Below are 9,647 nucleotides of genomic sequence, written 5' to 3'. Positions count from 1 at the left end.
GGTGGTGTCGTAGGTCCAGCGTTGGTTGGTGGCGGTGCCGCAGGTGGTGATGGTGGCGGCGGCGCCGGCTGTGGTGCTGGCGGGGGCGAGGCATTTGCCGCGGTTGCGGATGGTGCTGTCGGCCTGGCGGGTCCAGATCTGGTTGGTCGCTGCGGTGCAGTCCCAGAGGATCAGGGCGGTGCCGTCGGTGGTGGCGGCGCCGGGCACGTCGACACAACGTCCGCTGGCCACCCCGGCGATCGTGCCGGTCGCCGCGTCGGAGACCGCCTGGTAGCGGTGCCCGGCTTCGGCCGTGAACGTCACCCGGTCACCCGTGCGGTTCACCGGCACGGCCTGGTTCGTGGTCAGGTCCACCAGAGACGCGGTCGCCAGCATCGGATTCCGTACGGTGAGGGAGCCGCTGTTGCCTGCGGTCAGCGTGATCCGACTGGCCAGCCGGTTGCGCCACTCGGTGTCCACAGTGACGTTCCCGCGGGCCCGCAGACCGCTGACCGAGCCGGTGGGCCAGGCCGTCGGCACGGCGGGCAGCACGTCGACGACGCCGTTCTGGCTCTGCAGCAGCATCTCCGCCATTCCGGCGGTGGCCCCGAAGTTGCCGTCGATCTGGAACGGCGGGTGGGTGTCGAACAGGTTGGCGAGGGTGCTGCTCTTGAGCTGCTCGCTGAGCATCTTGTGGGCGTGGTCGCCGTCGAGCAGCCGGGCCCAGAAGTTGATTTTCCAGGCCTTGCTCCAGCCGGTGCCGCCGTCGCCTCGCGCCGTGAGGGAAACGCGGGCGGCGTTGGCGAGAGCAGGGGTGGTCGACGGTGATATCTGCCGCCCCGGGTGCAGGGCGTACAGGTGCGAGACGTGCCGGTGGTCGTTGGTCGGGCTGTCCCAGTCCACCTTCCACTCCTGCAACTGACCCCAGGAGCCGACCCGCAGGCCGGGGTCGAGCTTGTTCAGCGTGGTCTGCCACTGCCCGCGCAGAGTGGCGTCGACGCCGAGCGTGGCGCTCGCCTCGATGGTGTTGGTGAGCAGGTCCCACACGATCTGCTCGCTCATCGACGCGCCGGCCGAGAAGTCACCCTGCTCGGGTGAGTAGCTGGGCGAGACGACCAGCCTGCCGTCGCGCGGATCGACGTGCAGGTTGGCCCGCCAGAACTCCGCTGCCTCCTTCATCGCCGGGTACGCCTGGTCGCGGAGGAACGTCGTGTCGCGGGTGAAGCGGTAGTGCTCGTAGAGGTGCTGGCACAACCACGCGGCCGCCTCCGGGAACCAGAAGGCGGTGGCCCAGTCCTGGACGCCGGTGAAGCCGTACGGGTTGGTGCTGAGGTGCGTGACCCAGCCGCTCGTACCGTAGATGTTCTGCGCGGTGACCCGGCCTGGTGCGCGCAGGGCGTCGATGAAGTCGAACAGCGGCGTGGCGGTCTCTGCCAGGTTCGTGGTCTCCGCCGGCCAGTAGTTCATCTGCACGTTGATGTTGGTGTGGTAGTCGGCCTGCCAGGGCGGGGTGTTGGAGTTGTTCCAGATGCCCTGCAGGTTGGCTGGCAGGGAGCCGCCGCGGGAGGACGAGATGAGCAGGTACCGGCCGAAGGAGAAGTACAGCGACTCCAGGGCGCGGTCCTGGGCTCGTCCAGCGGCACCGGTGTAGGCCGACCGCAGCTCGTCGGTGGGAACGTTCGGCATCTGCCCGCCCACGTTGAGCCGGACGCGGTCGAAGAGACTCTTGTAGTCGGCGAGGTGGGCCGCGCGCAGCGCCGCCACCGTCGAGGCAGCCGCGCCGTCGACCGCCTGGGTGACCTGGGCGTGGGGGTCGGCGCCGCGATAGCTGGGGTAGGTGTCGGCGTACGACGTCGCGGCGGACAGCACGATGAACGCCGAGTCGGCGCCGGTGACGGTGATCCGGTCGGTGCCGTCGGTCCGGGTGCCACCTGTGGTCACCACCCGGTACTGGGTCTCGTGGGTCAGCCCGTTGCCGGGCAGCGCGCCCCGCACGGTGATCCGGCCGTTCGCCACGGTGACGGTGCTGCCGGGCTGGGCCGAGGCGGTACGCAGGACGAAGGAGACCTTGCCGGCCTGGCTGGCCGACAGCCGGGTGACGATCACGTTGCGGGGGTGGCTGGCGAAGTATTCGCGCTGGTAGGACACCCCGCCGTAGGAGTACCCGACGCGAGCGGTGGCCTCGGCGAGATCCAGCTCGCGCCGATAGTCGCTCACGGTGGCCGGGGTGCCGGACATGTCGAGGTACATGTCGGCGAGGTTCTGGTACGAGCCGAATCCGGTCGCCGGCTGGCCGAGTGACGTGGCGACCGCGCCAGGTGCCATCCGTGTGTCCCGGTCGATCTGAGCCTGCACGCCGGTCAGGGCTCCGGGCCGTGGTGACGTCCAGTTGCCGTGGTTGTAGCCGCTGGTGCCGGGACCGCCCGTCCACAGTGTCTTCTCGTTGAGTTGCAGGCGTTCGGTCTGGATGCCACCGAAGACCATGGCGCCGAGCGCACCGTTGCCCAGCGGAAGCGCGTTGCTCTCCCAGTTGGCGGCGGGCTCGTCGTACCAGAGCGCAAGCCCGGGGTCGGCGGCTGCTTCGGCCGGAGCGGAGTTCGCGGACGCGGCGGTCAGGGCCGCGGCCACGAGAAGAGCCGCCGCTGCGGCTCGCAGGATCGTCTGGGTACGGCCGATGACAGGCATAGGGCCTCCTCTATGCCATGGGAGTTAACGTGGGATGTATATTTTTGTCAATGGGTCGTACTGGAAATCCTGGTGAGGTTGCTTGCGATGAAGATCGCGAACCGAATGGTGGATCGCCAGCCCATCTCGGCCTATTGCCTGAACCATCGACAGCTGTTAGACATCAGATGTCCGAGCTCTCAAGCCCGGAAACATCCGATGTATGCGGGGTGGTGTTGGTGAAGCTTCTGCGATCACGGCATCGCGGTGCGGACGTGGCCAGCCGCGCGGCGTCAGCCGCGGTGGGGCCTGCGTGCTGACTGTCGACGCGCACCATCACCTCTGGGGGAACCCGCCCGCCTGCGCCCGGCTCGACGACCGGATGCGGTCGGTCCGGCGTCCGTTCACAGTGGCCCAGTGGCAGGCGCAACTGCGCGCGGCCGAGGTCGATCGCTCCATCCTCGTGGAGAGTGGGCGATGCGACGAGGCGGAGTCGGGGGACCTGCTCCGGTGGGCGACCGAGGCGCCGCAGATCGCGGGTGTGGTGCTGTGGGCTGACCTGACCGGTCCCGGCTTGGAGGCCCGCATCGCCAGGCACCTCCGGCGCTCCGGTGGCGATCGGGTGGTCGGTGTCCGCGCCCAGATTCAGGCCGAGCCGGATCCGGACCATCTGGACCGCCCGGACGTGCGCCGCGGACTCCGTGTCGTCGCGGCAGCCGGGCTGGCCTTCGACCTGCTGGTCCGGGTGGACCAGCTGCCCGCCGCGGCGCGGGCCGCCGCGGCGCTGCCGCACGTCCGCTTCGTCCTCGATCATCTCGGCAAACCGGAGATCCGGGCGGGTGCGACCGGGCTGGCCCGGTGGCGCGGGCCGTTCGCGGCGCTGGCCGAGCAGCCCAACGTCACGGCCAAGATGTCCGGCCTGGTGACGGAGGCCGACTGGGTCTCGTGGCGGGCCGACGACCTGCGACCGTTCGTCCGCGAGGCGCTCGACCGCTTCGGGCCGGATCGTTTGATGTTCGGTTCCGACTGGCCACTGTGCCTGCTCGCGGGCAGCTACGGCCGGGTGCGGGCCGCGCTGCACCAGGTGTTGCCGGCGCTGTCCGAGGCGGCCTCACACGCGATCTTCGGAGGCACTGCCGCTCGGGTCTACCGGCTGGCGGTCTGACCCGGCGATCATGGGAACGGGCCCAACCCCGAACATGTGCGGAGGCGGCGATGGCTCTCACCGACGAGGCGATCGGCAAGATCAAGATGATGATCACGTCGGGCGAGCTCGGCCCCGGCGATCGACTGCCGAAGGAGGCGGACCTGGCCCGGCGGCTCGGTCTGTCCCGCAACTCCCTGCGTGAAGCGGTGAAGGCCCTGTCCATCATCCGCATCCTGGATGTCCGCCAGGGTGACGGCACCTACGTCACCAGCCTTGCCCCACAGTTGCTGCTCGACATGCTCAATTTCGTCGTGGACTTCCACCGCGACGACACAGTGCTGGAGTTCCTCGAGGTGCGGCGCATCCTTGAGCCGGCCGCCACGGCGCTGGCCGCGCAGCGGATGGCCGCCGAGGACGTCGCCGGCCTCCAGGCCGTGCTCGACAACCTCGGCGACACCCACGACGTGGAGGCCCTGGTCGCCAACGATCTGCAGTTCCACCGCCTGATCGCCGTCGGCTCCGGAAACACGGTGCTGTGCTCGCTGCTCGACGGGCTCTCCGGGCCCACCACCCGGGCCCGCATCTGGCGCGGTGTCACCCAGCAGGGCGTCATCGCCCGGACCCGGGAGCAGCATCAGGCGATTGTCGACGCGATCACGATCGGGCACGCCGACCTTGCGCGTTCCTGGGCGACAGTGCACATCGCCGGCGTCGAGGAGTGGCTCCGCCGGGCACTGTGACCGACCATGGCCGCTGACCGGCTTGCGAGTCGTACGGCGATGGCGGTGTCGATTCAGGCCCGCACGACGCGGGCGATGCTCGCCCGGATGGGCGCGTAGTGGTCGGCGATGGCGGCTTGCAGGCCGGCCACGTTGCCGGCCGCGATCGCGTCCACGATTGCCCGGTGACGGTGGGCGGTGATCAGCCGGTCCTCCGGCTCGGTGCGCAGCGTGGGAGCGACGATGGCCTGGACCTGCCAGAACGCCTCGGTCAGCTGGAGGATCAGGTCGTTGCCGAGGGGCTCGAGCAACTTCACGTGGAAGGCCCGGTCGACGTCGAGGAAGTCCTTCCCCTGGCCTGCCAGGCTCTCCATCTCGTCGACGAGCGCGGAGAGGGCCACCCGGTGCTCGCCGTCGAGGACGGCGATGACCTGGGCTGCGAGCCCCTGCTCCAGGGTCTGGCGGACATCGACGACCTGCCCCAGCACGTGGTGATCTTCCTCGCCACTCAGGAGACCGCGGAAGGTCAGGCCCTCCACGAGGGCGGCGAGGGACATGCGGCCGACGAACGTGCCGTGACCGTGCCGTACCTCGACGATGTCGAGGGCGGAGAGGATCTTGACGGCCTCGCGCACGCTGGACCGGCTGGCGCCCACGGCGTCACACAGCTCCGCCTCGGTGGGGAGGATGTCTCCCGGCTTGAGGCGATTCCGCAGGATGTACTCCTTGATCTTGGTAGCGACTTCCTGCCGGCGGGGACCTGGGCGCTCCGCACCGCGTAGCGGAGTGGCGTCAATGGTCGTCATCTGGCACTTGCCCTTCCCTCACGAATCTGACACGCTCACCCTATCGGCATCAGATGTCAGACGTCAGACCCCATTATCTTCGAATCCCTCAGCGCGAGCGTCACGCGAGCGCATGAAGAGCCTATGGAGGCAGCTACGTGAGCACCACCGTTAAGCCATCGGGGAGTTGGCGCGTCCCCCCGCGTCGGCTCCGCTCGCTGGCCGTCGCGTCCACTGCGGCAACGCTCGCTCTCGGACTGGTCGCGTGCAGCGGCGGGCCGGCTTCGACCAACGCCGTCGAGGGGGGCGGGGGGAAGACCTCCATCGAGACCACCCTGGCGTTCACCCTCTCCAGCGGGTTCGACCCGGGTAACGCCTCGTCGGCGGTGGCGACCGCGGTCAACCAGCACATCTTCGAGGGTCTGATCGATCTAGACCCGGTCACGCGGGAACCCTACCGTGCTCTCGCGAAGGAAGACCCGGTGGCCAGCGCCGACGGGCTCACCTACACCGTGGCGGTGCGTGACGGCGCGAAGTTCTCCGACGGCACCCCGGTCACCGCCGAGGACGTCGCCTGGTCCTTCACCCGGGTCCTCAAGCCGGTGGACCCCAAGGCCCCGCCGCTGATGCAGGGCTTCGTGTCGTTCATCGACTCGGTGACCGCCAAGGACGCGACGACCGCCGAGTTCAAGCTGAAGTACCCGTTCGCCCTGTTCTCCGAGCGGATCGCCGTCATCAAGATCCTGCCGAAGGCGAAGACCGCGGACGCGGACGCGTCGAAGGCCTTCGACACGGCACCGATCGGCTCCGGCCCCTTCAAGATGGACAGCGCGTCCAAGGAGTCGGGTATCAAGCTCAGCAAGAACCCGAACTACAGCGGGCCCCGTCCGGCCAAGGTCGAGACGATGACCTGGAACACCACCTCCGAGGCCTCCGCGCGGGTGTCGGACCTGCAGGGCGGCCGAGTCCAGGCCATCGAGTCGGTGCCGTACCTGAACGTCGACTCGCTCAAGGACAAGTACACGGTCGACGTGAAGCAGGCCTTCAACCAGGTCTTCCTCATGTTCAACTCGTCGGCGGCGCCGTTCAACGACAAGCGGGTGCGCCAGGCCCTGCACTACGCGATCAACAAGGACGAGGTCATCAAGACCGCGCTCAACGGTTACGGCACGGCGGCGACGAGCTACCTGGACGAGGGCAACAAGGACTACCAGAAGGCCGCCACCGTCTACGACTACAACCTGGAAAAGGCCAAGAGCCTGCTCCAGGAGGCCGGCGTCTCGAACCTGAAGTTCCAGCTCGACACCACGGACAACTCCGCCGTGAAGGATGTCGCCCCGCTGGTCATCGAGCAGTGGAAGAAGATCGGCGTCACCGCCACCCTCAACACCGTGCCGTCCTCGGCCATCTACGGTGACATCGTTCCGAAGGACACCTTCCGGGTCCTGATGGCCACCGGAGACCCCAGCGTCTTCGGCGTCGACACCGACCTGCTGATGCGCTGGTTCTATTACGGCGAGACCTGGCCGGGCCTGCGCTACCGGTGGAACGCCACCGACCGCAAGGCCATGGCCGACCTGCTCGACAAGGCCGCGCAGACCTCCGACGAGGCGGCCCGCAAGGCCCTGTGGAAGCAGGCTCTGGACAAGGTGGCCGACGAGGTCCCCCTGTACCCGATCCTGCACACCAAGGTCGTCACCGCATACGACCCCGCGAAGCTCAGCGACTTCTCGGGCGCGGCGACCACAGGCCTGTACTTCCTGGGCAGCAGCCGAAAGGGCTGAGCCCGCTTCGGGGGCCCGGACCCCGGCCCCTAGCGTCCCGCCCAGCCCTGTCCCTTGGGCTGGGCGGGACGTCCCGGCGGCCCTCGACGAAAGAAAGACACCATGCTGAGCGTTCTGAGCCTGGTCACGCGACGACTCCTGACCCTGATACCCCTGGTGCTGGGCATCACGATCTTCGTCTTCGTGATCATGCAGTTCTCCCCGATCGATCCCGCGTTGTCCGTCCTCGGCGACCAGGCAACCGCCGCGCAGGTGGCCGCGTTCAAGGCCGCCAACGGCCTCGACGACCCGCTGCCCCTGCGGTACCTGCACTTCCTGGGCGACCTGCTCCGGGGCGATCTGGGCATGACCTTCCCGCCGTCCGTCCCGGTCGCCGACAAGATCGCCACCGCGCTGCCGCTGACGATCCAGCTGACGGCCCTCGGCATCGTCGGCGCGCTGATCATCGCGTTGGCCCTCGGCATCCCCGCGGCGCTGTACCGCGATCGCTGGCCCGACCAGGTCATCCGGTTCGTCTCGATGGCCGGTATCGCCATGCCGTCGTTCTGGCTGGCCCTCCTGCTCATCCAGGAGTTCTCGGTCCGCCGCCCCGTCTTCCCGACCGGCGGGTACGTCAACCCCGGTGACTCCTTCTCGCTCTGGCTCCAGTCGCTCGCCATGCCGGCGCTCGCTCTCGCCGTCCCGGTCGGCTGCTCACTGGCCAGAATCGTGCGGACGTCGATGGTCGAGGAACTCGACAAGGACTACGTGCGCACCGCCATCGGCGCCGGCCTGCCGCCCCGCGTGGTGGTCGGCCGCAACGTGCTGCGCAACGCGCTCGTCAACCCGCTCACCGTGCTGGGCCTGCGGATCGGCTACCTGCTGGGCGGCACTGTCGTCATCGAGGCCATCTTCTCGCTGCCCGGCATGGGCACCCAGATCATGAGCGCGGTGCAGCAGAACGACACCGCCCTCGCGCAGGGAACCGTGCTGACGATCGCCATCTGCTTCGTCGTCGTGAACCTGGTGGTCGACATCCTCTACCTCTTCGCCAACCCTCGACTGCGCGGAGCCCACTGATGCGTCGAACACTCACCGCCCGGCTGTCGGCTCCCGGCATCGCCTTCAAACGGCTCAGCATCACGGCCCGGATCGCACTGAGCTTCGTCCTGCTCATCGTCGTGGTGGGCATCTTCGCGCCGCTGCTCCTGCGGCACGACCCCGCGCAGGCCGGGCTCGGTGCCGCGCTGACCGGCCCGAACGGCGACTACTGGTTCGGCCTGGACAAGCTCGGACGCGACGTGTTCTCACGCCTGGTCGCCGGCACCCGCCGCTCGTTGATCGTGGGCTTCGGCAGCGCCGGCATCGCCCTGGTGGTCGGCGCGATTCTGGGCGCGCTGGCGGGAACCAGCCGGCCCGCGATCGACGAGGTGGTGATGCGGTGCCTCGACGTCGTCATGGCATTCCCCGCCATCGTGCTCTCCGCCCTGCTGATCATCTCCTTCGGCAAGAACAGCCTCGTGGTCCTCGTGGTCGCGATCGGGTTCGTCTTCGTGCCCTCGATCGCGCGCATCGTGCGCGCCAACGTGCTCTCGCAGTACCGGGAGGACTACGTCGCGGCCGAACGGATCATCGGCGCCCGACGGCCGCACATCCTCTGGCGGCACATCCTGCGCAACTGCGCCGCCCCGATCCTCGTCTTCGTCACCGTCATGGTGGCCGACGCGATCGTGTTCGAGGCGTCCCTCTCCTTCATCGGTGGCGGGCTCGCGCCCCAGGAGGCGGCCTCCTCGTGGGGTTCGGTGATCGCCTTCGGCAAGGAGATGGTGCAGATCGGTGGCTGGTGGGCCACGTTTTTCCCCGGCCTGCTGATCCTGCTGACCGTGCTCGCCCTGAACGTGCTCTCCGAGGGGATGTCCGACGCCTGGGCCGCCCCGGCGGCGCGGCGTGCCACCGCGACGAAGGTCGGCGACGCGCAGGAGGAGGCGCAGCCCGGCTCCGGTGAGGTGGTGCAGCTGCCCGGCCTGGCCGAGGCGGCGCAGCGGCTGCGCGAGCGGGCCCGTCCGCTCCCGGAGGGTGAGCCCGTCCTGGAGGTCCGGAACCTGTCGATCGGGTTCGAGGGGCGCCACCGGGGCGTCGACATCGTCGACGACCTGACCTTCGACGTCCGCCCCGGCGAGGTGATGGGCCTGGTGGGAGAGTCCGGCTCGGGCAAGTCCCTGACCTCGCTCGCCGTGATGGGCCTGCTGCCGCAGGGAGCCCGGGTCCGCGGCGAGGTCCGCTTCGCGGGCACCGACCTGCTGACGATGAGCACCAAACGACGTCGTGCCCTGATGGGCCGCGAGATCGCGATGGTCTACCAGGACGCCCTCTCGGCGTTGAACCCCTCACTGCGCGTCGGCCCCCAGCTCGCCCAGATGATCAGCCGAGGCGGCACCCGGTCGGCCGAGGAGCTGATGGACCTGGTGGGCCTGGACGCACGGCGCACCCTGTCCGCGTACCCGCATGAGCTGTCCGGCGGGCAGCGGCAGCGCGTGGTGATCGCCATGGCGCTGTCCCGGGACCCGCGCCTGATCATCGCCGACGAGCC

Annotated in this window: 7 protein-coding genes; 5 read left to right on the top strand and 2 right to left on the bottom strand. The window is 69.1% G+C overall.

Annotated features, from left to right (window positions below; all coding sequences use genetic code 11):
• Positions 1 to 2,664 (bottom strand): glycoside hydrolase N-terminal domain-containing protein (locus tag KBX34_RS32190; protein ID WP_210928846.1); only part of this gene is annotated, 2,664 nt, incomplete at its 3' end.
• Between the two features lie 292 nt (positions 2,665 to 2,956).
• Between KBX34_RS32190 and KBX34_RS32185 the strand changes: the two genes are divergently transcribed.
• Positions 2,957 to 3,808, top strand: coding sequence for an amidohydrolase family protein (locus tag KBX34_RS32185; RefSeq protein WP_307871544.1), 852 nt, complete (start codon positions 2,957 to 2,959; stop codon positions 3,806 to 3,808).
• Between the two features lie 50 nt (positions 3,809 to 3,858).
• Positions 3,859 to 4,530: a FadR/GntR family transcriptional regulator gene (locus KBX34_RS32180; protein WP_210793299.1), complete on the top strand. Its 672-nt coding sequence runs from the start codon at positions 3,859 to 3,861 to the stop codon at positions 4,528 to 4,530.
• Between the two features lie 53 nt (positions 4,531 to 4,583).
• On the opposite strand, the gene KBX34_RS32175 is transcribed toward KBX34_RS32180, so the two are convergent.
• On the bottom strand, positions 4,584 to 5,315 hold the full coding sequence (locus KBX34_RS32175; protein WP_210793300.1) for a FadR/GntR family transcriptional regulator: 732 nt from the start codon (positions 5,313 to 5,315) through the stop codon (positions 4,584 to 4,586).
• A gap of 137 nt (positions 5,316 to 5,452) precedes the next feature.
• Here KBX34_RS32175 and KBX34_RS32170 point away from each other — a divergent pair, with 137 nt between their 5' ends.
• The 3 genes from KBX34_RS32170 to KBX34_RS32160 all read left to right on the top strand — a co-directional run.
• Positions 5,453 to 7,078, top strand: a complete 1,626-nt coding sequence (locus tag KBX34_RS32170) for an ABC transporter substrate-binding protein (protein ID WP_210928843.1) — start codon at positions 5,453 to 5,455, stop codon at positions 7,076 to 7,078.
• Positions 7,079 to 7,180: 102 nt separating this feature from the next.
• Entirely contained in the window at positions 7,181 to 8,137 is a 957-nt protein-coding gene (locus KBX34_RS32165; RefSeq protein WP_088946961.1) for an ABC transporter permease, read from the top strand.
• Positions 8,137 to 9,647, top strand: a 1,511-nt coding sequence (locus tag KBX34_RS32160; protein WP_210928841.1) for an ATP-binding cassette domain-containing protein, incomplete at its 3' end; no start/stop codon positions are given. The genes KBX34_RS32165 and KBX34_RS32160, both read left to right, overlap by 1 nt.

Source organism: Micromonospora sp. M61 (assembly GCF_018070245.1).
GTDB classification, from domain to species: Bacteria; Actinomycetota; Actinomycetes; order Mycobacteriales; family Micromonosporaceae; genus Micromonospora; species Micromonospora zamorensis.
The sequence above is the reverse complement of the archived record's forward strand: the minus strand, read 5'-3'. Positions and strand labels throughout refer to the sequence as shown.

Coding starts and splice junctions, on each gene's coding strand:
- KBX34_RS32180 (WP_210793299.1), top strand. CDS start 3,859: ATGGCTCTCACCGACGAGGCGATCGGCAAGATCAAGATGATGATCACG.
- KBX34_RS32175 (WP_210793300.1), bottom strand. CDS start 5,315: ATGACGACCATTGACGCCACTCCGCTACGCGGTGCGGAGCGCCCAGGT.
- KBX34_RS32165 (WP_088946961.1), top strand. CDS start 7,181: ATGCTGAGCGTTCTGAGCCTGGTCACGCGACGACTCCTGACCCTGATA.